Annotated in this window: 29 protein-coding genes; 2 read left to right on the top strand and 27 right to left on the bottom strand. The window is 42.1% G+C overall.

The annotated features are described in order from the left end of the window. Window positions 1-3: 3 nt before the first annotated feature. From OCV43_RS09510 to OCV43_RS09475, 8 genes are all read right to left on the bottom strand, one after another. Entirely contained in the window at window positions 4-906 is a 903-nt protein-coding gene (locus OCV43_RS09510; RefSeq protein ID WP_262623954.1) for an NAD(P)/FAD-dependent oxidoreductase, read from the bottom strand. Beyond that, window positions 900-1,310: a M67 family metallopeptidase gene (locus OCV43_RS09505; RefSeq protein WP_262623953.1), complete on the bottom strand. Its 411-nt coding sequence runs from the start codon at window positions 1,308-1,310 to the stop codon at window positions 900-902. Before OCV43_RS09505 ends, OCV43_RS09510 begins: the two co-directional genes overlap by 7 nt. A gap of 59 nt (window positions 1,311-1,369) precedes the next feature. Then, window positions 1,370-2,176 (bottom strand): HesA/MoeB/ThiF family protein, encoded by an 807-nt coding sequence (locus OCV43_RS09500; protein ID WP_117699072.1) that lies wholly within the window; start codon window positions 2,174-2,176, stop codon window positions 1,370-1,372. Beyond that, window positions 2,160-2,381 carry a sulfur carrier protein ThiS gene (gene thiS, locus OCV43_RS09495; protein ID WP_022243148.1) on the bottom strand — a complete coding sequence of 74 codons (222 nt, stop codon included), beginning with the start codon at window positions 2,379-2,381 and terminating at the stop codon, window positions 2,160-2,162. The genes OCV43_RS09500 and thiS overlap by 17 nt, the downstream gene beginning before the upstream one ends. A gap of 29 nt (window positions 2,382-2,410) precedes the next feature. After that, window positions 2,411-2,734, bottom strand: coding sequence for a thioredoxin (gene trxA, locus OCV43_RS09490; protein ID WP_262623952.1), 324 nt, complete (start codon window positions 2,732-2,734; stop codon window positions 2,411-2,413). A gap of 20 nt (window positions 2,735-2,754) precedes the next feature. Next, window positions 2,755-3,006, bottom strand: a complete 252-nt coding sequence (locus tag OCV43_RS09485; protein ID WP_022243150.1) for a sulfurtransferase TusA family protein — start codon at window positions 3,004-3,006, stop codon at window positions 2,755-2,757. Between the two features lie 81 nt (window positions 3,007-3,087). Then, window positions 3,088-3,954, bottom strand: coding sequence for a 4Fe-4S binding protein (locus OCV43_RS09480; protein WP_262623951.1), 867 nt, complete (start codon window positions 3,952-3,954; stop codon window positions 3,088-3,090). A gap of 16 nt (window positions 3,955-3,970) precedes the next feature. Then, entirely contained in the window at window positions 3,971-5,221 is a 1,251-nt protein-coding gene (locus tag OCV43_RS09475; RefSeq protein WP_262623950.1) for an O-acetylhomoserine aminocarboxypropyltransferase/cysteine synthase family protein, read from the bottom strand. 267 nt (window positions 5,222-5,488) lie between these two features. Between OCV43_RS09475 and OCV43_RS09470 the strand changes: the two genes are divergently transcribed. Together OCV43_RS09470 and OCV43_RS09465 are read left to right on the top strand one after the other, a co-directional pair. Then, a complete protein-coding gene (locus OCV43_RS09470) occupies window positions 5,489-6,493 on the top strand; it encodes a FecCD family ABC transporter permease (protein WP_262623949.1) in 1,005 nt (334 codons plus the stop codon). Continuing rightward, window positions 6,486-7,244, top strand: a complete 759-nt coding sequence (locus OCV43_RS09465; protein WP_262623948.1) for an ABC transporter ATP-binding protein — start codon at window positions 6,486-6,488, stop codon at window positions 7,242-7,244. Before OCV43_RS09470 ends, OCV43_RS09465 begins: the two co-directional genes overlap by 8 nt. A 5-nt stretch (window positions 7,245-7,249) precedes the next feature. Here the strand turns inward: OCV43_RS09465 and larE are convergent, their stop codons facing one another. The 19 genes from larE to OCV43_RS09370 all read right to left on the bottom strand — a co-directional run bounded on the left by larE (window position 7,250) and on the right by OCV43_RS09370 (window position 26,991). Then, a complete protein-coding gene (gene larE, locus OCV43_RS09460; protein ID WP_262623947.1) occupies window positions 7,250-8,083 on the bottom strand; it encodes an ATP-dependent sacrificial sulfur transferase LarE in 834 nt (277 codons plus the stop codon). 11 nt (window positions 8,084-8,094) lie between these two features. Further along, window positions 8,095-8,979: an Rpn family recombination-promoting nuclease/putative transposase gene (locus OCV43_RS09455; protein WP_262623946.1), complete on the bottom strand. Its 885-nt coding sequence runs from the start codon at window positions 8,977-8,979 to the stop codon at window positions 8,095-8,097. A gap of 379 nt (window positions 8,980-9,358) precedes the next feature. After that, entirely contained in the window at window positions 9,359-11,056 is a 1,698-nt protein-coding gene (locus tag OCV43_RS09450; protein ID WP_262623975.1) for a sulfate adenylyltransferase subunit 1, read from the bottom strand. Window position 11,057: 1 nt separating this feature from the next. Further along, a complete protein-coding gene (gene cysD, locus OCV43_RS09445; RefSeq protein WP_262623945.1) occupies window positions 11,058-11,957 on the bottom strand; it encodes a sulfate adenylyltransferase subunit CysD in 900 nt (299 codons plus the stop codon). A gap of 33 nt (window positions 11,958-11,990) precedes the next feature. Beyond that, on the bottom strand, window positions 11,991-12,305 hold the full coding sequence (locus tag OCV43_RS09440) for a 4Fe-4S dicluster domain-containing protein (protein WP_117698501.1): 315 nt from the start codon (window positions 12,303-12,305) through the stop codon (window positions 11,991-11,993). Next, window positions 12,289-14,001, bottom strand: coding sequence for an adenylyl-sulfate reductase subunit alpha (locus tag OCV43_RS09435; protein WP_262623944.1), 1,713 nt, complete (start codon window positions 13,999-14,001; stop codon window positions 12,289-12,291). Before OCV43_RS09435 ends, OCV43_RS09440 begins: the two co-directional genes overlap by 17 nt. Window positions 14,002-14,007: 6 nt before the next feature. Continuing rightward, entirely contained in the window at window positions 14,008-15,069 is a 1,062-nt protein-coding gene (locus tag OCV43_RS09430) for an ABC transporter ATP-binding protein (protein WP_262623943.1), read from the bottom strand. Between the two features lies 1 nt (window position 15,070). Beyond that, window positions 15,071-15,934 carry a sulfate ABC transporter permease gene (locus OCV43_RS09425; protein WP_262623942.1) on the bottom strand — a complete coding sequence of 288 codons (864 nt, stop codon included), beginning with the start codon at window positions 15,932-15,934 and terminating at the stop codon, window positions 15,071-15,073. Between the two features lie 12 nt (window positions 15,935-15,946). After that, a complete protein-coding gene (gene cysT / locus OCV43_RS09420; RefSeq protein WP_262623941.1) occupies window positions 15,947-16,795 on the bottom strand; it encodes a sulfate ABC transporter permease subunit CysT in 849 nt (282 codons plus the stop codon). A gap of 14 nt (window positions 16,796-16,809) precedes the next feature. Further along, the gene (locus OCV43_RS09415; protein ID WP_262623974.1) at window positions 16,810-17,799 is read right to left on the bottom strand and encodes a sulfate ABC transporter substrate-binding protein; all 990 of its coding nucleotides are present in this window, start codon (window positions 17,797-17,799) and stop codon (window positions 16,810-16,812) included. An 89-nt stretch (window positions 17,800-17,888) separates the two neighbouring features. Continuing rightward, window positions 17,889-18,821, bottom strand: a complete 933-nt coding sequence (gene cysK, locus OCV43_RS09410) for a cysteine synthase A (RefSeq protein ID WP_227709386.1) — start codon at window positions 18,819-18,821, stop codon at window positions 17,889-17,891. Between the two features lie 129 nt (window positions 18,822-18,950). Continuing rightward, complete coding sequence (gene cobA / locus OCV43_RS09405) at window positions 18,951-20,420, bottom strand: uroporphyrinogen-III C-methyltransferase (protein WP_227700225.1); 1,470 nt, start codon at window positions 20,418-20,420, stop codon at window positions 18,951-18,953. Between the two features lie 48 nt (window positions 20,421-20,468). Next, window positions 20,469-21,509 (bottom strand): ABC transporter substrate-binding protein, encoded by a 1,041-nt coding sequence (locus OCV43_RS09400; protein ID WP_262623940.1) that lies wholly within the window; start codon window positions 21,507-21,509, stop codon window positions 20,469-20,471. A gap of 66 nt (window positions 21,510-21,575) precedes the next feature. Next, on the bottom strand, window positions 21,576-21,845 hold the full coding sequence (locus OCV43_RS09395) for a hypothetical protein (protein ID WP_262623939.1): 270 nt from the start codon (window positions 21,843-21,845) through the stop codon (window positions 21,576-21,578). 44 nt (window positions 21,846-21,889) lie between these two features. Beyond that, window positions 21,890-22,537, bottom strand: a complete 648-nt coding sequence (locus tag OCV43_RS09390; RefSeq protein ID WP_118172907.1) for a thiamine diphosphokinase — start codon at window positions 22,535-22,537, stop codon at window positions 21,890-21,892. Window position 22,538: 1 nt separating this feature from the next. Beyond that, complete coding sequence (gene rpe, locus OCV43_RS09385; RefSeq protein ID WP_022243170.1) at window positions 22,539-23,198, bottom strand: ribulose-phosphate 3-epimerase; 660 nt, start codon at window positions 23,196-23,198, stop codon at window positions 22,539-22,541. 105 nt (window positions 23,199-23,303) lie between these two features. Then, window positions 23,304-24,182, bottom strand: coding sequence for a ribosome small subunit-dependent GTPase A (rsgA, locus tag OCV43_RS09380; RefSeq protein ID WP_262623938.1), 879 nt, complete (start codon window positions 24,180-24,182; stop codon window positions 23,304-23,306). An 8-nt stretch (window positions 24,183-24,190) separates the two neighbouring features. Next, window positions 24,191-26,254: a Stk1 family PASTA domain-containing Ser/Thr kinase gene (gene pknB / locus OCV43_RS09375; protein ID WP_262623937.1), complete on the bottom strand. Its 2,064-nt coding sequence runs from the start codon at window positions 26,252-26,254 to the stop codon at window positions 24,191-24,193. After that, the gene (locus OCV43_RS09370; RefSeq protein WP_022243173.1) at window positions 26,248-26,991 is read right to left on the bottom strand and encodes a Stp1/IreP family PP2C-type Ser/Thr phosphatase; all 744 of its coding nucleotides are present in this window, start codon (window positions 26,989-26,991) and stop codon (window positions 26,248-26,250) included. Before OCV43_RS09370 ends, pknB begins: the two co-directional genes overlap by 7 nt. Window positions 26,992-27,000: the final 9 nt, after the last annotated feature.

Here is a 27,000-nt window from a genome sequence, read left to right as displayed (position 1 = left end):
TTTCTATTCCATTCCTTTGATATATCCGGTTGCAGACTGAATTGCCACTGCACCATCTGCAACTGCTGTGACTACCTGACGCAGGCTTTTCGTCCGCACATCTCCTGCCACGAACAGTCCCGCAAGACTGCTGCTGCAGTCTTCTCCTGCAATCACATAGCCTTTCTCATCGAGAACGTCAAGGCTCTTTAATAATTCCGTATTTGGAATCATTCCAACCGCTTCAAAAACACCATCTACAGCTATTGTCCCACCGTTATCTAAAATAATACCATCTACTTTATCTTCCCCGATGATTTCCTGTACTCTCGTATTGGTAAGTATCGTTACATTGGAAAGCTCTTCTAATTTCTTTTTTGTCTTCTCTGCTCCACGGAATTCTGCTCTCCGGTGAATGAGATATACCTGTTCGCAGATATCGGATAAATACAATGCATCATCCAAGGCGGTATCTCCACCACCGATGACTGCGGCTTTCTTTCCCTTATAAAAGGCACCGTCACAGACTGCACAAAAAGAAACTCCTTTTGCCAGCAGCTTTTCTTCTCCCGGCACCCCTAATCTGCGGTTCTGACAGCCTGCCGCATAAACTACGGTTTTCGTTTCTATGTTCTTTCCATCTTCACAGGAAATGACAAAGCTTTGCTCTTTTTTTGTAATGGCTGTAACCTCTGCCTCTTCAATGGTTACTCCAAGTCCTTCGGCATGCTCTAAGAATGCCTCTCCTAAAGAATAACCGTCTTTGCCCGGCAGTCCCGGGTAATTATCTACCCGGCTGCTGTATGCAATCTGTCCGGTTCCAAGATATTCTTTTTCCAGTACAACCGCATCGAGGTTTGCCCGCTTAGCATAGATTGCCGCACTTAAACCTGCCGGTCCACTTCCAATGATAACTACATCTAACATATTACCAGATCTTCCTTCGTTGATTCGTCGCCTTCAATATGAAATGAATTGAGTACCGGCTGTTCCGGTTCCATCAGAGAGAGAATCATATAGCTTGCTTTACTGTCATATGCAAGACGCTTATCTTCTTCGGATGGTCTTGAAGGAGATTCCGGATGGGAGTGCCAGTTGCCTAAAGGCATGAGACCATTGGCACGCATATCCTTTACGGCTGCTAACTGCTCTTTCGGATCCAGTGTAAAATGCTCATTGGAATGGTCGATATTGGCCAACAGATATACCTTTTCTACCACCTTATCCTCTCCGTCTTTGGTTCCGGCAATCAGTCCGCAAGCCTCTTCTGGTACACAGCTTTTGGCATGTGCCAGTATTTTTTCATAATCTGCTTTTTTTAATGAAATCATGCTATCCTCTTTCTATGTTTCATGGGTTATGTATCTGATAACATTTATTACTGATACATTTATTTATCTGTACATTCTGCCTGTTCATAATCAATCAGCTCTGTTATGGTCGGATGTTCTCCACAAACGGCACATCCCTTGCCATTCCAAGGAAGCTTAATCTTGTGGAATTCCTGCTTAATTGCATCATAGGTCAATAACTGACCGGTCAGCAGATCTCCTACTCCAAGGATGTATTTGATTGCTTCCATTGCCTGAAGGCTTCCGATGACACCACCCATTGCGCCGATAACACCAGCCTGCTTACAGGTCGGTACGGCATCCTTTGGTGGTGGATTCTTAAATACACAACGGTAACATGGTCCCTCTCCCGGAACATAGGTCATTAACTGACCTTTGAAACGGATGATTCCTGCATGGGAGAATGGTTTCTTTGCCATAACACAGGCATCGTTAATTAAGAATTTTGCCGGGAAGTTATCGGTTCCGTCAATGATAAAATCATAATCTGCAATGATGTCCATGATATTTTCACTGGTAATGAATTCACGATATGTACGTACTTCTACATCCGGGTTCATTGCATTAATAGTCTCTTTTGCAGACTGCACTTTTGCTTTGCCTACATCTGCTGTCTGATGAATAATCTGTCTCTGAAGGTTACTTAAATCTACTTCATCTGCATCTGCAATTCCGATGGTACCTACACCTGCTGCTCCAAGATACATTGCTGCCGGTGCTCCAAGTCCGCCTGCTCCGATGATTAAAACTTTTGCATTTAAAAGTTTTTTCTGACCCTTAGCGCCAACTTCTTTTAAAATGATATGTCTGGAATAACGTTCAATCTGCTCATCCGTTAATGCCATAGCTTCCACCTCCCATGAAGTAAAGGAATTCTACATTATCACCATCCTTAAGAACGGTTGTTGCCTTTGCTTCTGTTTCTATAAATTCATCGTTAATGGATACGGTTACATATTCCGGTGTCTCTACATTTTCCTGCTCAATTAATTCCGGAAGTGTTAATCCGTCTTTTACTTCTTTCTTTTCGCCTGCTACTGTAATCTGCATAATTTCCTTCCTCTCACTTTTCTTTATTTTTATTTGTCAAGGGACTGGGTAATCCACTCCTCAAGTACCGCTTTTTTCTCTGCACCACTCTTACGGGCAATTTCTTCGCCATCCTTGAAGAGTACAATGGTTGGTACAGACATTACACTGTATTTTTCTGCCAGTTCTGAATCAAAGTTGGTATTTACTTTATAGACATTTAATTTTTCTGCCTGTTCGTCTGCGATAGCACCAATGACCGGTGACATTTTCTTGCACGGAACACAACTGTCTGAGTAAAAATCAATCAGCACCGGAATGCTGCTCTTCAATACTTTTTCTTCAAAAGTGTCTTTTGTTACGCGTTCTGCCATTTTTTCTCCCTTCCAGATGTTTAGTCCTCAACCTTCTTTACAATGAGGTTATAGGTTCCATCTTCGTTATTAACCAGTTTTAAAATCTGATGTCCTTCTTCTTTAATACTGCGTGGTACGTTCTGTACCGGCTCGCCGTCATTCATACGGATTGCAATGACTTCGCCATCCTCTAACTCATCAATTGCAACCTTTGCCTTTACAAAAGTAAGCGGGCACACTTTATCGGTAATATCTACTGTGTCATCAATTCTGATTCCTTCGATTTCCATCTTATATCTCCTCGTATAATAATTTTTATTTTGAATTTTCATTCCGATTTTTTCTTTCTTTTTCTGCTGCTTCCGGCAACTTTATTTTTCTTCAAATGCATTGCGGATTACTTTGCGGAATTCATCTTCTCTTACACGCTGTAAAAGTAAACGGAAACGCTCACCCGGATTTGCATGCTCTTCAAAGAATCCAATGGCTGCATCGGTCACACGGAATAATGTCTCTTCATCGGTAATCAGTGGAAGTAACTGTTCTCCTTTGTAAATATGATTTCCAAATAATCCACCAAAGGATACGATATATCCGCTCTTTCCTTCCCATGCATCTGTCGGGCAGGATTTTACACAACGGCCGCAGTTGGTACATTTATCATAATCAATGGTAACTTCTGTTCCGGTACATTTGATAGCATCTTCACGGCATGCCTTTTCGCAGACACCACAATTGATACATTTATCTGCTACCCAGCTTACTTCCATACCACCTTTTACACCGATATCATTTTCTTCTGCCTTAAGACAGTTGTTCTGACATCCGGTAACACCAAATTTAAATTTGTGCGGAAGCTCTCTTCCGAAGTAATGCTCATCTAATTTCTTTGCCAGGCTATAGGTATCGATACATCCGCTTGGGCAGATTTCAGAACCCTGACATGCGGTAACGGTACGGACTCTCGGTCCACATACACCAGGTTTTACACCACCGTCTGCTAACTTTGCACGAACCTCTTCTATATCTTCAAAGTTAATAAATGGAATCTCAATGCCCTGTCTGGAAGTCATATGAACATAGCCTTTTCCATATTTTTCTGCCACATCTGCTACTGCTTTAATATTTTCTGCTGTCAGGTTTCCTCCAACTACCTGAATCCTTAAAGAAAAGAATCCTTTCTGTTTCTGGCGCATAAATCCGCCCTTTTTCAATGCCGCATAATCAATTTTTGCCATTATCTGCTTCCTCCATTTACTCTTCGCTTTTCTCTGGTTTGCTCTGATCCATTGCCTGTCTGAAGTCTTCGATTAAATCTTCGACATCTTCAATTCCGACACTGATGCGGATCAAATCATCAAATACTCCGGCGTCTCTTTTTTCTTCCGGGGTACTGTGTACATTTAATGTAGATTCCGGATGAATCACTAATGTTTTCGTATCTCCGATATTGGAAATAATCAGCGGAAGCTTTAATGCATTGATTATCTCAAATGCCCGTTTCTTGCTTCCGGTCCGTATGGTTAAGATTCCACCAAAACGGTCCTTAAACTGTTTCTTTGCGATTTCATGCCATGGACTGCTCTCCAATCCCGGATAATTGACTGTTACATCCGGATATTCTCTTACAAAAAACCTTGCCAGTTCTGCTGCATTGTCACAGATACGCTCCATCCGGATTCCCAGTGTCTCTAACCCGATACAGTTATAAAATGCATTCTGCGGAGACAGACAGGCTCCTGTGTTGCGGAACAGACCATTCCGAAGCTTGGCAGTATAGGCAAATGGTCCAAACTTCTTAAAGTCTGCCATGCCCGGATATTTTTCCACATCCCACTTAAATCTGCCGCTGTCCGTAATAATTCCGCTGATGGAATTGCTGTGACCATTGATGTATTTAGAGGAAGAATTCATTACAATATCCGCTCCTAGGGAAAGCGGCTTCACTAAGAATGCAGTAGCAACCGTATTATCTATAATGAGCGGTACCTGATGCTCATGTGCCAGATTTGCAAGTGCCGTAATATCTGTCACATCAAGTCTTGGATTACCAATGGTCTCTGCAAAGTAAAGACGGGTATGTTCATTGGTCTTTGCTTCAAATGCAGCCAGGTCATTGTTTTCCACATAATGTGTTGTGATACCAAATGCCTCTAAGTCACGGAATAAATCAATGCTGCCGCCATAGAGACTGGCACTGGATACGATTTCATCGCCGGAACGAAGGATATTACAAAATGCATTGTAGAGTGCTGCCATTCCTGATGCACAGGCAACGCTTGCTACGCCACCCTCTAACGCCGTTACTCTTTTTTCAAATGCATCTACCGTAGGATTACTGATTCTCGTATAGGAATATCCCGGTGCCTGATTATGAAAAATCTTTTCTAACCTCTCTGCCGACTCATGTGCAAATGCACTGGATTGATAAATCGGAGTTGTTGTTGCACCTGTATTCAGTTCTCCCTGAAAATCTCCATGTAATAATGCGGTATTAAACTTCATCTTACGCTCCAATTCCTGCACGTCTTATTGTGCACTAAATACTTTGAACTGCCTTAGGAATTCTATTTACGATTATTCCTATTGGTTTTGTATGAATTATATTTTACTATATTTTTCTAATTTGTCAATACTAATTTATCAGAGCATTGTTATTTCTCTCAGAATATGTTATTTTATTCACGCAAGCCGCATAAATAGGGGGGTTCTTGCAACAATACTTTTCAGGAAACACAATACATATTTCTGGAATAACGGAAAGGATTTCCTATGTACACGAGAAAAAAAATCATTTTATCTTTTGCCGGAATGTTTTTCCTGCTGCTTCTTATGATGTCAGCAAGTCTTTTTTTCGGCAGTGTTTTATTAAATCCGAAAGAGATTTTATCCTGTCTGATTCAAAATGACCGGACTTCTGTCACAGGTCTCTTACTTTTTCATATCAGAATTCCAAGGATGTTTGGCGCCATTGCTGCCGGCATGGGTTTATCCTGCGCCGGAGTTATCTTACAGACTGTTATGAATAATTCCCTTGCCAGCCCGAATACCATTGGTGTCAATTCCGGAGCCGGATTTGCCGTTATGATTGGACTTGCCCTCTTCCATGGCCGTGCAGCCCATAATGCCATTTTTGCTTTTACCGGAGCTTTCCTTACGACACTTCTTATTTTTGCTCTGGCATATATGGCAGACAGCAAACGTACTACCATCATTCTTGCCGGCATTACCGTTTCTTCTTTTTTAAGTGCCGGAATTAATACGGTAAAATTATTAAGTGATGATATCACTTTAAACCTCACTACCTTTATGATTGGTTCTCTTTCTGATGTCACCACAAAAACGCTTTTTGCTCCCGGCATTGCCATTGTCATTGCAGTTATCATCTCCTGCTTTTTCGGAAGCCACATGAATGTTCTGAGTCTTGGAGAAGATGTTGCCCGCTCCCTTGGCATTCCGGTATCGCTGCTCCGTTTTCTGCTGTTGATGCTTTCCAGTATACTGGCAGGCTGTGTGGTAAGCTATGCAGGACTTTTAAGCTTCGTCGGGCTGATTGTTCCTCATATTGCAAGACGGCTCTTCGGGAATGATATGCGGCTTTTAGTTCCCCTTTGTGCTCTCTTAGGTGCAAGTTTCGTCCTCTTTTGTGACACTCTTGGTCGTGTTATTGCCGCACCATATGAACTTCCTGCCGGCATTATTCTTTCTTTTGTTGGCGGACCGTTTTTCTTATATCTTTTATTAGGAAAGAAAGGAGGCCGCAGAGTCCATGCTTAAATTTGATTCCGTTTCCATTGGCTACCACAAGGTGCCTCTGATTAAAAATCTGTCCGTTGAAATTCCTACCGGCAGCATCACAACCATCGTAGGACCAAATGGCTGTGGCAAAACAACGCTGATTTCCGTATTAAATAAATCCAGCCAGCTTTTTAACGGCTCTATCACATTAGATGGCGAAGATATTTATCATATGAATGGACACCTTCGTGCCCAGAAAATTGCATTTTTACCGCAGATTCGCGAAGTAATTCCTGCTCTTCCTGTTCATACCTTAGTGGAGCATGGACGCTTTCCATATCTTGGTTTTTCGAGACGCCTCACCGAAGAAGACCGCAGACTGGTGGAAGATGCCATGGAATTTACCCATATTACGGATTACCGTAACGTTGCAACTGACACTCTTTCCGGCGGAATAAGACAGCGCGTCTTCTTTGCCATGACTTTAGCCCAGAACTGCGATACGATTATTTTGGATGAACCGACTACCTTCTTAGACTTGGTAAGCCAGAATAATTTCTACCGGATGCTTCCAATCTTAAAGGCACAGGGAAAAACAATTCTTTTGGTGCTGCACGACCTTGCCAAGGCACTTACTATTTCAGACAAACTTATCGTCATGGAATCCGGTGCCATCTGCTTTCAGGGCACTCCGGATGAATGCGTACAAAAAAACGTCTTAAATAAAGTATTTCATACTTCACTTAAGACGTTCTCTGATGCGGAAGGAACTTACTACTTCTTTGAGTAAGTTCCTTACTTTTCCAATGTTTCATTCATACTTCCCATCCGGTAACCGCAAAGGTCTAAGGTTACATAGGTAAATCCATATTCCCGGAAAGCTTTTGCAATTCTCTCCCGGTTCTCCTTTTCCATCAGCTTCGAAAATTCTTCCGGCTCAATCTCAATTCTTGCCATCATTCCATGAATTCTTACCCTCACCTGATGAAAACCTAAATCCAGTAATAATTGTTCCGCTTTATCCACCATTGTAAGTTTCTCTTCGGATATGGTCTCTCCATAGACAAACCGGGATGACAGACAGGCAAAGGACTGCTTTTCCCAAGTTGAAAGATTCAATGCCTTCGAAAGAACACGGATATCCTGCTTGGTAAAACCACAGTCTCTGAGCGGACTTTTTATTCCAAGCTCTGCCACTGCTTTTAATCCCGGACGATAATCTCCGTTATCATCAAGGTTAGAGCCTTCCACCACATAGGCAATTTTCTGTTCTTCTGCAATCTTTAATATCTTTTCAAATAATTCATGCTTGCAAAGATAACAGCGGTTCTTAGGATTCTGTGCAAATCCTTCGATTTCAAGTTCTTCCGATTCTGTAATAAAATGTCTTATATTTTCTTTCCGGCAAAATGCTTCTGCTTCCCCTAACTCTCTCTTTGGAAATGAACAGGAGGACGCAGTTACTGCAATTGCCCGCTCTCCCAATACATCATGCGCCACTTTCAAAAGATAGGTGGAATCCACACCACTTGAGAATGCAACTGCCACGCTGCCTAATTTTTCAAAATATTGTTTTAACGCTTCCTGCTTTTTTAACTGTTCCGGAGTTGGTGCTGCTATTTTATCCATTTCTTATGCCTCTACTTTGTTCCTTCTCTGAGTTCTTTCACCGTAGCAAGCTCCAGTCCGACCTTTTCTGCGATTATTTCATCTGTCAGGAGATCTAAAAGGTTTCTTGCAACACTGATTTTTTCTCTGGCTTCGCCTATTTTAATGCCCTGCGCTTCGCCAATTTCTATTCCTTTATTGGTCATCTCTTCTGCAAATGTACACATTGTAATCACCTCTCCTGCTTTCACACGTTCTGCTACTGTTTTCTCTATTTTGACATAGGTTTTATCATTTGTAAACACCCGAAGCAGATTCAAAACCGCTTCTACATGGCAGATTGCCTCCGGATGTTCCTTAGGATTATATCTTCCGAGACGTTTTTCTGCAAAAAAATCTGCTACTATTTTAAAATCACTTTTAAACTCTTTTCGGACTTTCTCCGGCAAAAATGCAATATTAAAAACAAATATTTTATAATCATTTACATAAGGTCTTAGTTCCGGAGAAACATCTAAAATATCAAATAATGCATTCGGACTTTTCCATTCTGTATCACTGAAATTTAAAACAATTGTAATTGCCGGATATTTTCGTTCTTCCTCACGGTCAATCTGCACCCGATACACGGCATAATCATACCCCATAATCCGGATGGGCATATTTTGGTCTATCCGACTTTCATTTTCAATCCCAAAAGATGCCACTTTGTATAACCCATTCTTATATAATTTCACAGTATCCCGAAACTGATTCCGAAAATTGTTTTCTTCCACCTTATAGATGCTTTCCGTTGGTCCCTCTTCCAATCCTTCTTCCAAAAGAATCTCCTTTCGAAAAAGTAATACATTATATATGTCAGCAAAAACATCCGAAAATGATTCCAGATATTTTTCTGCCAAATCCTTATCTGCCAAGTATTTTCCCCCTGTTAAATAAATATTTTGGATAAAAAGATTCTGAAAATATGAATATAAGATTATCACGAATGCAGACAGTTCAACACGCCTGCATAATAGATGAATAACGAATATTATTATGAACTGATTTTACTTAAGATATAATATCAAAAATATTCCGAAGAGCACAAGTACTCTGCGGAATATTTTAATCTAATTTAATAGAATTTATATAATCTTTACAAAGATAAAACATTTTTCTGTTTTTGTAACTATTTTCTTCTCATTTTTATCATTTTCCATGTAAACGTTTGCGCACATGTACTTTAACTGCATCACTTTAGATGTAATACTCCAGACGATTGGTATTTTCCACCGAAGTACAGCTTTCTTATTTTTATAACCAGATTTCATCCTTGAAAATAATCTTACGATAAGTCTCAAAATGTAACCACTTATTGAAGAAGTCGCTGGATGGTTTTTCACCTGCTGCAGCCAGCTCGTCTAAGAATGCCTGTGCATCCTGTGCAGATGTAATGGCAACGGCAAAGCCTCTTCCATTGATAACCGGAACATTGCTGTACTGATATTCTGCCAGCGGCGCAATCTTTTCTACCTTGCGTCCACGAACCTGTACAAAGATTCTTTCTCTTAAGATGACAATATCGAAGTCATCCGGATACTGATAGCTTTCTCCGCTTACCGGGATTTCATCTCCAATGGTATAGGTCTTCTGAACCGGACGTACCTTGGCAATCGTCATGCTCTCAAGGTTATAATAGAACTCTTCAAAAATGTCTCCATTTCCCTTAAGGCTTCCATATACAAAAGCTGCTTTTAAATCCTTGCTCTCATCTACGGCAGCATCTTCTACTACACCGCAGGCAGAAGTCATATTGGAAATACGGTCAATCAGAATCAGCTCTCCTAAAGTCTTATGCTTTTTGAATTCATCAATGACAACCGGCTCCTGCAAATCAAGGTCACAGACTGCAATCTCATTTTTCTTAAGCTGTCCTGCCGGAATAAATTCACCGGTATTTACATCAATCTTGTACTGGATGTTCTTTAAGATACCAGGAATCTGCTTTGTTCCAAGTTTTACCAGATAATCGGTTCCCGGTGTCAGCTCCTCATCATCCATCCAGAGAATGGTTGCAGTGAAGGATTTGCTGATTGGCAGATTATTGCCGGATGCAATGACACAGCCTCTGGATACGTCTACTTCTTTATCAAGCTGCAGTGTAACCGGCTGTCCCATAAAGGCACTCTGGCTGTCTTTATCTCCTACTAAAATGCTCTTGATATGCGCACGCTCATTGCTTGGCAGGGTAACGATTTCGTCTTCGACTTTTACTTCACCGGATTCAATCTGTCCCTGGAATCCACGGAAAGTATGGTCCGGACGGCACACTCTCTGTACCGGCATATAGAAGCCCTCTTCCTGCTTCTTCTCTGTTACATCTACTTTTTCAAGGTATGGAAGCAATGCCTCTCCCTTGTACCAGCTAATTTTATCGGATTTGGTTGTTACATTATCACCTTCTGTTGCAGAAACCGGAATAATGTAAATGCTCTCTAACTTCAGTTCGTCTGCTAATTCTTTAATCTGTGCTTCGATTTCTTTGAAACGCTCTTCGCTGTAGTCTACCAGATCCATTTTGTTTACTGCAAATACAAAGAACTTGATTCCCATTAATGCACAGATTCTGGCATGTCTTCTGGTCTGTACCAGTACCCCCTGTTTTGCATCAATTAAGATAACTGCAAGGTCTGCAAAGGATGCACCAACCGCCATGTTTCTGGTGTACTCTTCATGACCCGGTGTATCTGCTACGATAAAGCTTCTGTTGTCTGTTGTAAAATAACGGTATGCTACGTCAATGGTAATACCCTGCTCACGCTCTGCCATCAGTCCGTCCAACAGAAGAGAATAGTCAATTGCTCCACCGCGGCTTCCTACTTTGGAATCTAATTCCAGTGCTTTTTCCTGGTCTGTATACAAAAGCTTTGCATCATAAAGAATGTGTCCAATCAAAGTGGACTTTCCGTCATCCACACTACCGCATGTAATAAATTTTAATAATCCACTCATCTTAGAAATACCCCTCTCTCTTTCTTCTTTCCATACTGCCTGCTGCTTCGTTATCAATGACACGGGTAGTTCTCTCGGAAGATACTGCACTTAAAGTCTCATCGATAATTTCATCCAATGTAGTTGCTGTTGACTCTGTTCCTCCGGTCAAAGGATAGCATCCTAAGGTACGGAAACGTACACTCTTGTACTGGATTTCTTCTCCCGGAAGCAGACGCATACGGTCATCATCCACCATGATAATGTTTCCATCACGATATACTACCGGACGCACTGCTGCAAAATATAGTGGTACAATGTCAATTTTTTCACGTTTGATATACTGCCAGATATCAGTCTCTGTCCAGTTGGAAATCGGGAATACTCGAATGCTTTCGCCTTTATTGATTTTAGCGTTGTAAAGCTTCCACATTTCCGGTCTCTGGTTCTTCGGGTCCCAGGCATGATTTTCATTACGGAATGAGAAAATTCTTTCCTTTGCACGGGATTTTTCCTCGTCTCGTCTGCCACCGCCAAATGCTGCAGTAAATCCATATTTATTTAGTGCCTGTTTCAATGCCTGTGTTTTCATGATGTCGGTATATGCAGAGCCATGGTCGAATGGGTTAATCCCCTTCTTTACACCATCTTCATTGATATACTCTAACATTTCAATGCCAAACTTCTTTGCTGTCTCATCACGGAATTGAATCATTTCCTTGAATTTCCATGTGGTATTTACATGCAGGAATGGAAATGGCGGCTTCTCCGGATAAAATGCTTTCATGGCAAGATGCAGCATTACGGAGCTGTCTTTTCCAATGGAGTAAAGCATAACCGGCTTCTCGCACTCTGCGGCCACCTCTCTTATGATGTAAATTGCTTCTGCTTCCAGTTCATCCAAATGTGATAATTCACCCATACTTACCTCTTTCTGCCACCATGTGGCGATTTATTAATATTGATTCGATTGTTTTCTGTCAATAACGATGGTTTCTACGCTGCCATCCCGTTTCTCTATCTTCCAGTCCAGATATTGTTCCCGGCTTGCTACACTCATCTTACTTCCCATGCCGCCCATATCTGCACCCAAGTAAAGTGCTATGGCATCTACCTTACATTCCTTAATGCAGGAACAACAGCCCCAGCAGTCCTTCGGATACAGCATACATGCCTTTCCGTCAGAACCCATTCCAATCAGTGTTCCCGGACAGACCTGACTGCATCTGCCACATCCCACACATTTGCTTTGATTAATAGCTATGCTCATAGGTCTCACCTCGCTTTACTAATTCCCGGAAGAGCACTTGGATTTTTCCATTTTCTTTTCTGGTATTCACATATTTTAACCACTCATCACTCTTATCCGGATAATCTAAGTTTTCTGCAAAACTGTGCCAGCGGGTTTCCTTTCTGGCTCTCAGATGATAAATCAGTGTCTCACAGACCGTCAGCCGGTTCTTAAGCTCATAGACAAACATCAGCTCATGCATATTGGAAGCGCCAAGCTCCTTCGAAAGTTCCTTTAACTTTTCGATTTTCTCTTCTGCCAGATTCAGCTGGTTTTCATTAAACTGATAATGATTACTGATTCCACCTGCATAGGTATCCATTACCTTCTGCATAGCTTCCTCTAACTGTTCTGTATCATATAAACCAGACTGATTTGTTAAAATCTTATCATACTCTTTTATTTTTTCTTCAAATCTGCTATCACAGAATGCTTTCTCTTCTCCGGTCATTTCATGGCTTGCAGCATTTTCTTTTGCAAGGTCTTCTACCATTGCCTTTGCTGCAATCTCGCCCTCGACCATGGCTCCTGTTACATATTTCTGTGGACAGCCTCCTGCCACATCTCCGGCTGCATACAGCCCGTGAATCGTAGATTCTCTTCTGGTGTCAACCCAGTAACCACTGGCGGTATGTCCACCTACCACATACGGCTCGGTTCCTTCGATTTCCACATTCTGCTCACTTGGGTTCTTTCCCTGCTCAATCCATTTTAAGGTCTGGCCCGGTGCCATGTTAAGATAAGCCTTCTTTAAGGAATCGTCCTGCTCTGCACTGATTCCTTCTGTTCGAAGATAACATGGACCATGTCCTAATAAATTCTCTTTTACGGTTCCATACACACGCTGTGAAGTGGTAAGTCCGTATTTTGTCTCATATACTTCGCCAAGAGCATTTACCTGCTTTGCCCCCACACCCTGTGCAATGGTTCCGGTCGGTGCGATGGTATCTTTGCAACGCAGTGCAATAAAACGCATTTCAAAGGTGGTCATCTCTGCTCCCGACTCAATTCCCATGGCATAACCGGCTCCGGTATTAAATGGCGGATACCACATCTTATGTCTGGAGAATCCCGGATTGTTCGGCCGGTAAAGACCGGATGCTCCACCGGTTGCACAAAGCACTTTCTTCGCCCGGATTTCTACTGCTGTCTCATTTTCAATGGAAAATCCCACTGCACCATAAATCCTGTTCTCCTTTACCAGATAATCGGTAATTGCCACCCGGTTTAATATGGTAACATTCAGCAGTGCTTCTACTGCAGAAGCAAGTAACGGCTTGATATTCTCACCGTTGATTTTGATATTCCGGTTTCCTCTTGCCACATATTTACCATTCTCATCTTTTAAAATGACAAGACCAATCTTCTCCATTTTCTCTGTTACACGGTTTAAGCCATCCGACATGGTAAGAAGTAAATCCTCTCTTACGATGCCGTCTGCATCCTTTTTGGCATAATCCACATAGTCTTCCGGCTTTCTGCCCTCTACGATATATGCATTAATGGCATTTACTCCGGCTGCAAGACAGCCGCTTCTTTTGATGTTGGCTTTCTCTGCAATGATAACTTTCGCATCGGACTGTTCTGCAATGGTCAGTGCTGCATAACAGCCTGCGGTTCCACCGCCAATAATTAAAATGTCTGTATCCAATATTTTCCTGTTCTTAATTTCCATAGCAACTTAGATGTAGAATACATCATCCTCCTGCATTTCTTTATTTTCACAGAGATAAGTCCGCTCTTTATCCAGTACATATAACCGGTAAATCAAAAGGCTTACCTTCTCTCCGATTTCAAGACTTTCTTTTTCCAATGGCCATTCACAGATTATCTCTATGCCGCCTACGTCTACCGTAACATCCAGACGGTTTCCACGGAATACGATATCCTTTACAATGCCATCCTGAGATGCACTCATATAGCGGTCAATTTTGCCAAATTTATGTATCTTTACAAATTCCGGTCGGATGACTGCTTTGGCTGCACCCTCGATTTTATCAAATCCATGCAGTTCTTCGTAATGTTCCACCAGAGAAGAACGTCCGATAAACTGTGCTACAAACGGAGTATCCGGTGTATTATAAATCTCTGCCGGTGTTCCAATCTGTTCGATGGTTCCGTGATTAGTAATGATAATCTCATCTGCCACCTCAACAGCTTCATCCTGGTCATGGGTTACGAAAATGCTGGTGATTCCAAGCTTTGTAACCACACTGCGAAGCCAGAGTCTTAATTCCGAACGAACTTTGGCATCAATTGCTGCAAACGGTTCATCCAGAAGCAGTACCTGTGGTCTTGGTGCCAATGCCCTTGCAAAAGCAACTCTCTGCCGCTGTCCGCCGGACAACTGGTTCGGATACCGCTTCTCCACACCGGAAAGTCCGGTAATCTCCAAAAGCTCCGTTACCCGCTTCTTAATTTCTTTCTTTGGCACCTTCTGAAGCTCCAGTCCAAATGCCACATTGTCATATACCGTCATATAGCGGAACAATGCGTAGTTCTGAAAAACAAATCCGATGCCTCGTTTGGAAGCCGGTACATCATTGACCCGTTTTCCGTCGATGTAAATATCTCCGGAATTTGGGATTTCCAGTCCTGCAATCATACGAAGCAGTGTTGTCTTTCCACTGCCGGATGGTCCAAGCAGTGCCACCAGTTTTCCTTTTTCAATACCAAAGCTGACGTGATCAGAAGCTTTAAAACTGCCATATTGTTTGCATATATCTTTCATTTCAACATACATATCAGCGACTCTCCCTTCTTGTTTTTGCCCGATATTCCAGAATATTTCGAAGGAATAATATAATAACTGCCAGAATAACCAAAAGCGAGGATACTGCAAATGCTGCAGTAACGGACTGCTCTGTACCCGACATATATAATGCATCGATTTCCAGTGGAAGTGTAAAGGTCTCTCCTCTTGTCTTTGACAGAGCATTGACCGCACCGAACTCTCCCAACGCTCTCGATGTACAAAGGATGACTCCATAGAGCAATGCCCATTTCATCTGTGGAAATGTAATCTTAAAAAAGATTTTCAGTCCGCCGGCTCCCATCAGGGCTGCTGCTTCCTCTTCGTCCTTGCCCTGGGCATTTAAAACCGGAATCACTTCCCTTGATACATAAGGGAATGTTACAAATACCGTTGCTAAAATAACGCCCGGAATTGCAAAAGCGATTCTGATATTCGTTCCAAAGAACTGGTTGATTGCCCGGATAAATGGATATGTCCAGCCCAGTCTTCCAAATGTCATCAAAAATGCCAGTCCCACGATAACCGGTGAAATGGAAAACGGAATATCGATTAAGGTTGCCAGCATCTGTTTTCCTCGGAAGGAAAACTTGGTTAAAAGCCATGAAACACATAATCCAAAGAATATGTTAATCACCACCGCTGCCACTGTTGCAATCAGAGTTACCTTTAAAGCACTCTTTACATAATCTGTCCGGATGGACTGCATGTAAAAGGCAAATCCTTCTTTTAAGGAACTTGCAATGATGCATAACAGCGGAAGAACCAGCATCAGGAATATGAACAGTACACTGACTGTAATCAGAATATGACGCGTACTTTTTTTTCTTTTTTCCAGTTTTTCAAGCTCGTTCATACTTTTCTCCTTCTATAACTGATTCATGCGTTGTGCCTGCTTCATCTGAATGATATTTACCGCAAATAAAATAAGGAATGATATGATTAACATAACCAGTGCAATTGCTGTTGCAGAGGCATAATCAATATAATTTAATTTCTGCATAATGACATAGGAAATTACCTGTGTATGCTCCTTGGCACTATTACCGGATATGTAGATAACACTTCCATATTCTCCTACCCCTCTGGCAAATGCCAGTCCAAATCCGGTTAAAATTGCCGGTTTCATCTCAGATAAGATTACTTTGAAAAATGTTTTCGAAGGTGTTGCTCCAAGGATATAAGCTGCCTCTTCATACTGTCCATCCAATTTTTCCAATACAGGCTGGACAGAACGCACGACAAACGGAATTCCCACAAATACCAGTGCAATGACCAGTCCCACATGGGTATATGCTACTTTTATTCCAAGAGCTGCTAACGGCTTTCCAATGATTCCGGTGTCGGAATACATCTTTGATAAAGTAATACCCGCAACTGCAGTAGGCAGTGCAAATGGAAGTTCAATAAATCCATCTAAAATCCGTTTTCCCGGAAAATCATACCGGGTCAGCGTCCAGGCTAATATCACACCAAATACAACATTGATACATGCTGCTAAGAAAGAACATCCGATGCTGGTGGCAAATGCATATAATACATTTGACTTGGTCAGAAGTCCGAAAAATTCTGACGGAGATAACTTTAAGGAATATACCATTACGGATGCCAGTGGAATCAGCACAATCAGTGAAAGCATTGTAACTGTAATTCCAAGCGTTAAATGAAATCCCGGTATGACTCTGATTTTTTTATTTTTACGGAATCGTCTTTTCATACTTGCCTCTTCTTCTAGTAGTTATATATCTCATCGAACCAGGCATCATCATCAAAATAATCTTTGTATGCCTGATCCCAACCACCAAAATCATCAATGCTCCAAAGTGTCATCGTCAGATCAAAGGTATCTTCATATTCCTTTAAAATTTCCTGATTGGATGGACGGTAACCATTCTCTGCGGCGAGCCGCTGTGCATCATCTTCATATAAATAAGATAAATATGCTTCTGCCACATCTCTTGTTCCATTGAAATCTACATTATCATCTACCACTGCCACACTGGGCTGTGCTAAGATACTGACCGTCGGAGAAATCAGTTCATATTCTCCCGGATAATTCTTAAGTACTGTCATGGCTTCATTTTCCCATGCAATCAGAACATCGCCTTTTCCATTTTCCACAAAGGTGGTTGTGGAACCTCTTGCTCCGGAATCCATCACGGAAACGTTGGCATAAAGTTCTCTTAAAAATTTCTTTTGTTCTGCTTCACTGTAACCCTTTTCCTTCGCATAGCTTAATGCTGCCAGAAAGTTCCAGCATGCACCACCGCTGCTCTTCGGGTCCGGTGTGATTACTTCAACACCCGGTTGAATCAAATCATCCCAGTCTTTGATATTTCTCTCATTTCCCTTTCGTACCAGAAAGACAATGGTTGAAGTATATGGTGCGGATTCATCCGGGAACTGATCCATCCAGCCCTCATTAATCAATCCGGTATCCTCTATCAACGAAATGTCATGTGCCAGTGCCAGTGTCACCACATCCGCATTACAACCTTCCACTACGGAACGTGCCTGCATGCCGGAGCCTCCATGAGACTGGATGACTTCCACTTTTTTTCCGGTTTCTACTTCATAATGCTGTATGAACATTTTATTATATGCTTCATAAAACTCTCTGGTGGGGTCATAGGAAACATTGGTTATGGTAATGACATCACTCTTTTGTCTGCCACATCCACTGAGCAGCAACATCATGACTGCAAGTAAAAGTGCAGTCATGCGGTAACGATATGTAGTTTTCTTTCCCTGCTGTTTTCTGCTCTTTTGCATGTCACCCAACATTTCCTTTCTATCTCTTTTCATTGATTTTATAATTCGAATAAAGAGGTGGATAAATACCGCTCTCCGCTGTCCGGCATTAAGATAACAATATTTTTATCTTTATTATCCGGTCTGCCTGCCAGTTCTTCTGCTGCATGTAAGACTGCACCGGACGAGATTCCAATCAGGAGTCCATCCGTCTTTGCCACTTCTCTTGTGGTATCAAATGCCACATCATTATCTACCGGAATAATCTCATCAACCAGTGACAAATCCATAACCTTCGGAATAAATCCTGCGCCGATTCCCTGTATCTTATGTGGTCCCGGTTCTTTTCCGGAAAGAACGGCGGAAGTTGCCGGTTCTACTGCCACAATCTTAATGTCTGCTTTCTTTGCCTTTAAGCCTCTTGCTGTTCCGGTCAGTGTTCCACCGGTTCCTACAGAAGCTACAAAAATATCTATCCTGCCATCTGTATCCCGCCAGATTTCCTCTGCGGTAGTAAGCTCATGGATTTTTGGATTGACCGGATTTTCAAACTGTTGCGGAATAAATGCATTTCCATATTCTTCTTTTAACTGGGCTGCCTTCTCAATAGCGCCCCGCATGCCAAGCCGTCCCTGGGTCAGTACCACTTCTGCTCCCAGTGCTGTTACAATCTTTCTTCGCTCAACACTCATGGTATCCGGCATGGTTAAAATCAGATGCAGCTTCTTTGCCGCACATACAAATGCCAGCCCGATTCCGGTATTGCCACTGGTCGGCTCTATAATAACGGTCTTGTCATTAATCAGCCCGTCTTTTATTCCCTGTTCTATCATTGCTTCTGCCACACGGTCTTTTACGCTGCCCAATGGATTAAAATACTCAAGCTTTGCTAAAAGGTGTGCCGGAAGATGCTTTGCTTCTTCGTAGTTTTTCAGTTCCAGTATTGGTGTATTACCAACTAATTCTGTCAGAGATTGTGCTATTTTCGCCATTTCCTTTTTTCTCCTTTCCTGTAACTATTTACCATAATACCCTATAATTCATATATGGTCAATAGGAATTGTAAGAAAATTTTTTCAGGACTTCGTTTTTCCGAAAAGTCCTGAATTTTTTTCTTTTTCTTACTCCGGTAAACGGACGGTATCTCCTACCACAATCACTGCCGGCATTGGAATCTGTTTCTCCTGCACTTCTTTTTCGATGGTAAGAAGTGTTCCATATGCTGCCCAGCTGCTTCCATCAGAAGTTCCATGAATTACTGCTACCGGTGTCTCTGCCGCTGCACCGCCGTTTTGTAATTCTCTTACAATCTCCGCAAGTCTTGTGTATCCCATTAGAAAGACACAGGTTCCATCCATGGCAGCCATTTTGTGAATCTCATCTTTTAATGATTCCTCATCTCCGGCAAAATGCCCGGTCATTACATGAAAGCTCCGGCTGACCTTCCGCTCCGTCACCGGAATTCCGGCAAGTTCCGGCACTGCAATGCAGGAGGAAATGCCGGGAATTACTTCTGTTTCAATGCCTTCCTCCGTCAGTGCGTCTACTTCTTCATTTCCTCTGCCAAAGACAAATGGGTCACCGCCTTTTAACCTTACAACATGCGCACCTTCTTTTGCCTTCTCTATCAGCAGCATATTAATCTCTTCCTGCTTCATGCTGTGTCTGCCACTGCGTTTTCCTACACAGATTTTTTCACAGTTTTCAATGGTAAAATCAAGAAGCCTTGTATCAATTAACGCATCATAAATCAGCACCTGTGCTTTTCTGATTTCCTGCATGCCGCGCAGTGTTATGTATTCATAGGACAGACAACCGGCTCCCACCAGAACCACCTTTCCTGGGGATACTTTCCTGACCGGACAAGCTTCTTTTCCTGATTGTGCCTCCTTATCCGAAAGTGCTTCTTTATCTGCAAATGCTTCTTTTAGGGTTTTGCTTTGATAATTTTCCAGTAAAATTTCACATTCAGTTTCTGTCAGGGGACGTCCTTTTCCCATACACACATCTGCCAATTCCATCAGAAAAGCAGCTCTCTTTTTGTCATCTTCGATTGCCATTTTTGCAAAAGGACGAATCTTTTCAAGATAATCCAAGATTTCTTCCATCCGCTCCGGGATGTCTGCGCTTAACCGGGCACGGAACGTGGTTGCTACTCTTGGACTTGCTCCTTCGGTAGAAATGCCGATACTGAGCTTTCCTTCCCGAATCAGCGACGGGAACAGGAATCCACATTTTTCCTTATCATCTACAACATTTACCAGAATATTCCTCTCTTCACAAAGCTTTGCAATCCTTGCATTCAATGTTTCATCCGAGGTTGCCGCAATAACAAAATCCATTTTTTCCAGATTTGTAGTTTCAAAATCCCGCTCGGATAAAATAAGTTCCGACGTATCTTCGTTCTTTTTTCTTTTCTCTTTTATTTCTTCGGAAAGTTTCCAGATTCCATCATCAATCTCTGGTGCAACAACCAGAAGCTCCGGTTCATAAGGCAGCAGCTTTCTTACCTTGCGTTCTGCTACAATACCGCCACCGACAATCAGTCCTCTTTTTCCTTTTAGTTCCACAAAAAATGGAAAATATCCCATCCCGCTTCTCCTTTATTGCCTATACTCTGTCACTTAAGTTTCTGCGTCTTAGTTTTCCTGATATAAAATGTCTGCCAGTTCTTTATACGCTTCTCCCCAGCGGGCATTTGGTTTCAGGTTGTAAAGCCGTTTATCCAGTACATAATAGTGATTCTCTTTCACTGCAGTAAGACTGCTCCATACCGGACTGTCAGTTAATGTTTCCTGCACATTTTCCAGTGCCGCATCTGTATCGGTTCCCTGTGTAGTCACGAAAATATAATCCGGATCTGCGGTTACGATTGCTTCAAGGCTCAGATTGTCCAATAATCCGCTGTCGCTGTCTGCAATATTCACACATCCCAAATCCTTTAACAGCTCACCACCTACGCTGCCTTCACTTCCTTTGGCTTTTACACCACTTGCTGCTGCACGTAAAAATAATACGCTTGGATGGGAATCATCTACCCTTGCCTTGATTTCTTCAATCTGTTTCTGAACTTCAAGTCCGTTTTTCTCATATAAATCTTTTCTTCCGGTAATATCTGTACAAATGTCTAACATCTGAAGATATGCGTCAAAATCAGATACATCAAAATATGCTACTGTAACGCCTGCTTCTGTCAGCATATTTTCCATCTCCACATTAGAAGTAGTATTGGTGCTTGCAATTACAAGATCCGGCTGTGCGGCAAGCAATGCTTCTGTATTTGGCTCCTGAATACTTCCAAGATTTACCACATCATCTCCTAAGTCAAGGTCTAATGACTCCCAGGAGTCATTGGCTGTTGCCACCAGTTCACCACCGGATAATAACCAGACATCTGCAAAGCTTCCAATCATGGTTGCCACACGGTCATGGGAAGTTACGGTTACATCTCTTCCCAGTGCATCCTTAAAAGTAACCGGATTCTCTTCACTGGCTCCCTCTGTCACTTCATTTCCTGCTTCTGTCACATTTTCTGTACTCTCAATTACCTCTGTCACAGACTGCTGCTCCGTGCTTAAGTTCTCCTTTGTATCCTTATTTCCACATCCTGTCAGTGCTGTAAACATTAATGTTACGCAAAGACCGAGTGCTGTTATTTTTGTTCTTACACTTCTGTTCATTTTTTCTTTTCATCCTTTTCCTATTTATTTACTATGAATTGTATTGTACTATATTTTTTTGATTTGTCAAGATAGAAACGGTCTTTCCGTTAAAAGAATAATGGCACAGTCTATCCGCTCCAATACAAGCATAAAGCCTGCCGGAGCACTAAGAATTTCGATAGCATCTTTCATCAGTTCCGGCAACCGGCGCATATTCACATCCTTGTTCAAATGCGCCTCGCTGGCACTTCCCTGTGCCAGCGTTGCCTGTTGTCGGACGAAATTCCAAGTGCTCCTAGCAGACTTTATAATGTATTTGTGGCGGACAGACTGTGCCGCTATTCTGTCAAACAAAAAAGAGACCTCTTTCCGTCCTACAGAATTCAGTCTCATAAAAATCAGTCTCTTGATTCAATCATAATCAATATTCCGTTTTTTAAATCTATCACCGCTTCGTCCTCTACAATTTCATTGCTGACGCCCAATGTATTATCACTGGTAAATGCGGCATCCTGCAGAGGATATTTCATTCCGGTCAATGTTACTCCGGTTACTTCTGTTGTAAGAGGAAGTAAGGATACATACTTTCCGAACTGCTGACTCTTTCGAAGAACCGCGCGCTCTTTCAACAGGCGAATCCGGTTATGGGAATCTATGAGAAAGCATGGAATGTCTTTTGCCAGCGGCTGCATCAGAAGCTGTATATTACCTAACACATGGTCAAGCCTTGTGCCGGTGCCGCCCAATATATGGATTTCACTGCTGTTTCGCTCCATAGCTTTTCCGATGGCAATTTCAGAATCGGTATAATCCTTCTCCGGCTGATACTGGTGCCACTCAATGCCGCTTTGCCGTCGAAATGCTTCCAATATGGTTTTATCTGCCGAATCATAATCTCCTAATATGACATCCGGTTTTATCTGATTGCGGTAACAGAATTCCATGCCACGGTCTGCTGCTAAGATACAATCCGGTTTTACCCTCTCTATATAACTTAATGCAAATGCATCCTCTATGGTTCCGCCATTGATAATCAATGTTTTCATCTTATTTACCACCATTAATGAGATTTAAGAAACATCTGGTGTTCTCTTCCGCATCTCCGCCAAAAACTGCGCTTCCGGCAACAATAATATTTGCTCCTGCATCCATCAATGTTTCAACATTGGAAAGGTTTACGCCGCCATCCACTTCAATATCAAGCTTCAGCTTCCGCTCCTGCACCATTTTCTTTAACTGACGCACTTTATCGATAGTATAAGGAATCAGCTTCTGTCCACCAAAGCCCGGATTTACTGTCATAATTAATACCATATCCACTTTTTCTAAAATATGTTCAATGGCAGTTAATGGTGTAGCAGGATTTAATGCTACTCCTGCAATGATGCCACGTTCCTTAATAGCTTCAATGGTCCGGTCTAAATGCTTACAGCTTTCTGCATGCACCGTAATCAAATCGGCTCCACAGTCTACCAGCTCATCAATATAACGGATTGGCTCATCAATCATCAGATGAACATCAAATATTTTATCGGTGCATTTTCGAATGGAGCGGATTACCGGCATTCCAAAAGAAATGCTTGGCACAAAGCTTCCATCCATTACATCGATATGAATGTACTGCGCCCCGGCTTCATCTACCGTCTTAATCTCTTCTCCTAATTTACTAAAATCTGCTGATAAAATAGATGGGGATAAACAATTCATCGTCTGATTCCTTTCTGTATCTGATATTTCTTTCGTATCTTATTTGGCTGTACTTTATTTTCGATATCCTATTTTCTATCTCTTCTCTTTCGATACTCTAATTATTTAATACTTCTTTCTGTCCTTTAATTCTCCATAGAGCTGGCAGTAATTTTCATAACGCACCGGATGAATCTTTCCTTCTGATAAAGCTTCTTTGACTCCGCAGTCCGGCTCATTGATATGGGAACAGCCCTGAAATCTGCAATACGGTTCAAAGGCTGCAAACTCCGGATAACAATCCTGCAATTCTTCCTTCTCCATTTCCGGAAGATAAAGAGAACTAAATCCCGGTGTATCCATAATATAACCGTCGCCCTTAAGCTGAATCAGTTCCGCATGTCTTGTGGTATGACGGCCGCGCTCTATCTTCTTACTGATTTCACCGGTCTCCATACAGGCTTCCGGTGCCAAAAGATTAATAAGTGAAGATTTTCCCACTCCGGAAGGTCCTGCTACCGTTGTAGTCTTTCCTTCTAATATTTCCTGAAGTTCTTTCAGTCCCAGTTCCTTTTTTGCACTGACAAAAAGTATCTTGCAGCCGCTTGCTTCATAAATAGCTGCAATCTCCTGCTGCTGTTCCTCCGTAATCAAATCACACTTATTAAAACAAAGGATTACCGGAACATCCTGCCGTCCCATCATTACCAGAAAGCGGTCTAAAAGATTAAAATTCGGATTGGGACTTGCCGCCGCAAAAATCAAAAGAGCCTGATCCACATTGGCAACTGCCGGACGAATCAGTGCATTTTTTCTAGGAAGAATTGCTGCGACATTTCCGGTCTTCTTTTCTTCTGAAATAATATCAATCTCTACATCGTCTCCCACCAGCGGTTTCATCTTCTGCTGGCGGAATATTCCTTTTGCCTTACATTCATAAATTCCGGATTCCACTACATGAACGTAGTAGAATCCGGAAATTCCTTTGACTATTTTTCCCTGCATGTGCATCCTTATTTTTCAGTAAAGTTTACAGAGGTCGATACCACATTGGTTCCTGTTGTACCATCTTCGTTGGTATATGTCCAGTCAACCTCAAGGGTACCGCTGCTCATATTTTTAATATTATCTACATTCACAGAACCAGGTGTTGTTCCCTCGAAGGTTGTTGTCCAGAGGGTACTTCCATCAGAACCTTTCAGTGTAACGGTTCCGCCAATGTAATTCTTACCATCCTGCGGTACTGCTAATGTATCACTCTTATAAGAATAATATGTGGTCTTCTTGCCCAAACTGATGGTCAGGGTAACGGTTGTTCCACGGTCAACAAATTTACCATTTACCGGATCCTGACTGATAACAAGGCCTTCTGCCACATCATCACTGTAATCGGTCTTGGTTGTAACATTTAAGCCTGCACCGGTTAATTCGTTTTTCGCATCAGATTCTGATTTTCCTCTGACATCCGGTACCTGTACGCTTTCAATACCACGGCTCAAAATCAGGGTAATGGTATCACCCTTCTTCGCATTGGTTCCGATATCTGGTGTAGTCTTGATAACATAATCCTGCTGTACGGTATCGCTGTAATCATAATCCGTGCTTACCTTAAAGCCCATATCCTCTAATTTTTTCTGTGCTTCCGAAGACTTATAACCGGCTACGTCAGGAATCGGAACATCTCCTGCTCCGCTGCTGATACGGACAGTAACGGTATCGCCAGCCTTTACAGATTCACCCTTCTTCACACTCTGCTCGGCAATCTGTCCTTCCTCATAATCATCAGAGGAAATCTCCTCGCCTTCTTCTAACTTGATATCAAGCTTCTTATCTTTGATTTCATTCTGTGCTTCTTCAAAAGTAAGACCACGCAAATCAATCATTTCGATTTTATCTTCGGTGTCTGTTTCGGTTTCTGTTGCAATCTCTGTCTCGGTATCATTTTTCTTGTTGCCGCCAAATCGGAAAATTCCAAGGATATTACCAACCAGGCAAATGACGATTCCTACGATGATAACTGCAGCGACAATTCCCATAATAGTAACTGCTTTTTCCATCTTCGGATTGAGAATTCCATTCTCCTTCTCCTCATCCTCTGTTAATTCATCCTCATCCGGTTCTTCTTCCTCTCCTGCTTCTTCCTCTTCATCATAGGAAACTTTTCCGGAGCCTTCCCGGATCTGCTCTAATTCATCCTGTCCGATGACTCTTGTCTTATCATTGCTGCCAAGTGGAACCATGGTAACAAAATCTTCATTCGGACTAATCAGACATTTCTTTAAATCAATCAACAGTTCACCCATATTCTCATAACGGCGGTCCGGGTTCTTCTGGGTACATTTTAAAATAATCTTCTCTAAGCTGATTGGAAGGTCCGGTGTATACGCAGTTGGTGGAACCATTTCTTCCTGTAAATGCTGGATTGCTACCGCAACCGTAGTATCTCCATCAAAAGGAACTCTTCCGGTTACCATTTCATACATGACAATTCCAAGAGAATAAATATCACTCTTGCCATCTACGAAACCGTTTCTTGCCTGCTCCGGAGAAGAATAATGTACGGAACCCATAACATCTGAATTAATGGTGTTGGAAGTTGCTGCACGGGCAATTCCAAAATCGGTTACCTTTACTTTTCCTTCTGTGGAAATAATAATATTCTGTGGCTTGATATCACGGTGCACAATATTCTTATTGTGTGCAGCCTCAATACCTCTGCCTACCTGAATGGCAATGCTGACTGCTTCTTTGTAAGTCAGTTTGCCTTTCTTCTCAATATATGTCTTTAATGTGATTCCATCCACATACTCCATGACAATATAATGCATGCCGTTTTCGCTTCCGACATCATAGATATTTACGATGTTTGGATGCTCTAATCCTGCTGCTGACTGTGCCTCCGTACGGAACTTTGTCACAAAATTAACATCTTCACTGAATTCCTGCTTTAAAACCTTAATTGCCACAAAACGTCCTAAGACATGATCCTTTGCCTTATAAACATCAGACATTCCGCCTGCGCCTATTTTCCCAATAATTTCATAACGTTCTGCGATAAACATTCCCTCTGTTAACATATTTTCACCTCATCCGAAAATGGTTTTATTACAATTACTGTAATGTTGTCTTTACCGCCATTTTCATTGGCAGTCTTTACCAGTCTTTCTGCTTGTTCTGCAATATCACGCTGACTGAGCATAATATTTCTGATATCTGCATCCTCTACCATGTTGGTTAATCCATCGGTACACATAAGTATTTCATCTTCCGGATCCAGATTAATCTCAAAGAAATCCACATCCACTTCCGGGACTGCTCCGATTGCCCTTGTAATAATGTTTTTATCACGGTGATTCCGGGCTGTTTCTTTGTCCATCTCACCCATCCGCACCATTTCTTCTACCAGCGAATGGTCTTTCGTAATCTGCCTGATTTCCTGATTTACTACATATAGTCTGCTGTCTCCCACATTGGCAACCGTAAGCACGTTGTCATGAATGGTACAAATTACCAGAGTAGTTCCCATTCCCTTCATTTCCTCATGGTTATTCGCTTCCTCTAACAGCATGGTATTTGCCTGCTTTACTGCAGACTCAATAATTGCAGCCGGCTCTGACAATGTCGACTCACGAATCAGCTTCTCCAATGTCTCTACCGTATATCTGGAAGCATAATCTCCCGCTTTATGTCCTCCCATTCCATCTGCAACAATGAAAAGATTTGGCAGATTACCAATCGGCTGCTCAGAGGAAAAGACATAGTCCTGATTGGAGCTGCGCTTTTGTCCGATATCTGTAATTGAAAAAGTCTTCATGATAGTCCA

Source organism: Roseburia amylophila (assembly GCF_025567465.1).
In the GTDB taxonomy this organism is placed as follows: domain Bacteria; phylum Bacillota; class Clostridia; order Lachnospirales; family Lachnospiraceae; genus Roseburia_C; species Roseburia_C amylophila.
This window is presented reverse-complemented; position numbering and strand designations above follow the sequence as displayed.

Coding starts and splice junctions, on each gene's coding strand:
- cysT (WP_262623941.1), bottom strand. CDS start 16,795: ATGAAAAGACGATTCCGTAAAAATAAAAAAATCAGAGTCATACCGGGA.
- OCV43_RS09505 (WP_262623953.1), bottom strand. CDS start 1,310: ATGATTTCATTAAAAAAAGCAGATTATGAAAAAATACTGGCACATGCC.
- OCV43_RS09465 (WP_262623948.1), top strand. CDS start 6,486: ATGCTTAAATTTGATTCCGTTTCCATTGGCTACCACAAGGTGCCTCTG.
- OCV43_RS09470 (WP_262623949.1), top strand. CDS start 5,489: ATGTACACGAGAAAAAAAATCATTTTATCTTTTGCCGGAATGTTTTTC.
- thiS (WP_022243148.1), bottom strand. CDS start 2,381: ATGCAGATTACAGTAGCAGGCGAAAAGAAAGAAGTAAAAGACGGATTA.
- OCV43_RS09480 (WP_262623951.1), bottom strand. CDS start 3,954: ATGGCAAAAATTGATTATGCGGCATTGAAAAAGGGCGGATTTATGCGC.
- OCV43_RS09390 (WP_118172907.1), bottom strand. CDS start 22,537: ATGAAAACATTGATTATCAATGGCGGAACCATAGAGGATGCATTTGCA.
- cobA (WP_227700225.1), bottom strand. CDS start 20,420: ATGGGATATTTTCCATTTTTTGTGGAACTAAAAGGAAAAAGAGGACTG.
- OCV43_RS09370 (WP_022243173.1), bottom strand. CDS start 26,991: ATGAAGACTTTTTCAATTACAGATATCGGACAAAAGCGCAGCTCCAAT.
- pknB (WP_262623937.1), bottom strand. CDS start 26,254: ATGTTAACAGAGGGAATGTTTATCGCAGAACGTTATGAAATTATTGGG.
- OCV43_RS09475 (WP_262623950.1), bottom strand. CDS start 5,221: ATGAAGTTTAATACCGCATTATTACATGGAGATTTTCAGGGAGAACTG.
- OCV43_RS09450 (WP_262623975.1), bottom strand. CDS start 11,056: ATGAGTGGATTATTAAAATTTATTACATGCGGTAGTGTGGATGACGGA.
- rsgA (WP_262623938.1), bottom strand. CDS start 24,182: ATGCAGGGAAAAATAGTCAAAGGAATTTCCGGATTCTACTACGTTCAT.
- OCV43_RS09485 (WP_022243150.1), bottom strand. CDS start 3,006: ATGGAAATCGAAGGAATCAGAATTGATGACACAGTAGATATTACCGAT.
- cysD (WP_262623945.1), bottom strand. CDS start 11,957: ATGGGTGAATTATCACATTTGGATGAACTGGAAGCAGAAGCAATTTAC.
- OCV43_RS09500 (WP_117699072.1), bottom strand. CDS start 2,176: ATGGCATTAACGGATGAGCAGATTGAACGTTATTCCAGACATATCATT.
- OCV43_RS09415 (WP_262623974.1), bottom strand. CDS start 17,799: ATGACTGCACTTTTACTTGCAGTCATGATGTTGCTGCTCAGTGGATGT.
- cysK (WP_227709386.1), bottom strand. CDS start 18,821: ATGGCGAAAATAGCACAATCTCTGACAGAATTAGTTGGTAATACACCA.
- trxA (WP_262623952.1), bottom strand. CDS start 2,734: ATGGCAGAACGCGTAACAAAAGACACTTTTGAAGAAAAAGTATTGAAG.
- larE (WP_262623947.1), bottom strand. CDS start 8,083: ATGGATAAAATAGCAGCACCAACTCCGGAACAGTTAAAAAAGCAGGAA.
- OCV43_RS09435 (WP_262623944.1), bottom strand. CDS start 14,001: ATGGAAATTAAGAACAGGAAAATATTGGATACAGACATTTTAATTATT.
- OCV43_RS09430 (WP_262623943.1), bottom strand. CDS start 15,069: ATGTATGTTGAAATGAAAGATATATGCAAACAATATGGCAGTTTTAAA.
- OCV43_RS09400 (WP_262623940.1), bottom strand. CDS start 21,509: ATGAACAGAAGTGTAAGAACAAAAATAACAGCACTCGGTCTTTGCGTA.
- OCV43_RS09440 (WP_117698501.1), bottom strand. CDS start 12,305: ATGAGCATAGCTATTAATCAAAGCAAATGTGTGGGATGTGGCAGATGC.
- rpe (WP_022243170.1), bottom strand. CDS start 23,198: ATGAATTGTTTATCCCCATCTATTTTATCAGCAGATTTTAGTAAATTA.
- OCV43_RS09425 (WP_262623942.1), bottom strand. CDS start 15,934: ATGAACGAGCTTGAAAAACTGGAAAAAAGAAAAAAAAGTACGCGTCAT.
- OCV43_RS09510 (WP_262623954.1), bottom strand. CDS start 906: ATGTTAGATGTAGTTATCATTGGAAGTGGACCGGCAGGTTTAAGTGCG.